1 protein-coding gene is annotated in these 547 nt (G+C 69.8%); it reads left to right on the forward strand.

All coding sequences use genetic code 11. From position 1 onward, the window contains the following. Window positions 1–126: 126 nt before the first annotated feature. Window positions 127–547 (forward strand): Bug family tripartite tricarboxylate transporter substrate binding protein (locus ACXJ3V_RS20600; protein WP_457102217.1); only part of this gene is annotated, 421 nt, incomplete at its 3' end.

Genomic DNA, 547 nt, shown 5'->3' on the forward strand with positions numbered 1-547 from the left:
GATGGTCGAGCGCTACTTGAACTTCTGCCGCGCCAACGGCGTCAAGCCGGTCGACGTGAGCAGCTTCAGCGTCTGAGTCCGAACGATCCGACCGAACTACCGACGCACCCCATAAGGAGACACCCAATGAACAAGCGCTTCAATCCCGCCCGCCGACTGCTGCACCGCGCCGCGGTCGCCGGCGTGATGCTGTTGGCCGCCACGGCGGCCGGCGCCCAGACCTGGCCCGACAAGCCGATCCGGCTCGTCGTCGGCGGCCCGCCGGGCGGCGCGGTGGACGTCTCGGCGCGCGTGCTCGCCGAGCGCCTGACGCCGCTGCTCTGCCAGCAGGTCATCGTCGAGAACAAGSCCGGCGCCGCCGGCTTGCTCGGTGCGCAGGAGCTGCTCAAGTCGCCGCGCGATGGCGCGACCTTCATGGTGCAGCTCAGCGGCCTGGTCTCGGAGATTCCGCACGCGTTCAAGGTGCCGTTCGACCCGTTCAAGGCGCTGCGTCCGGTGGCCGAGCTCAACCGCGGCGGGCTGGTTCTGGCAGCCAACGCGCAACTGC

The organism is Microbacterium sp. P5_E9, from assembly GCF_054049175.1.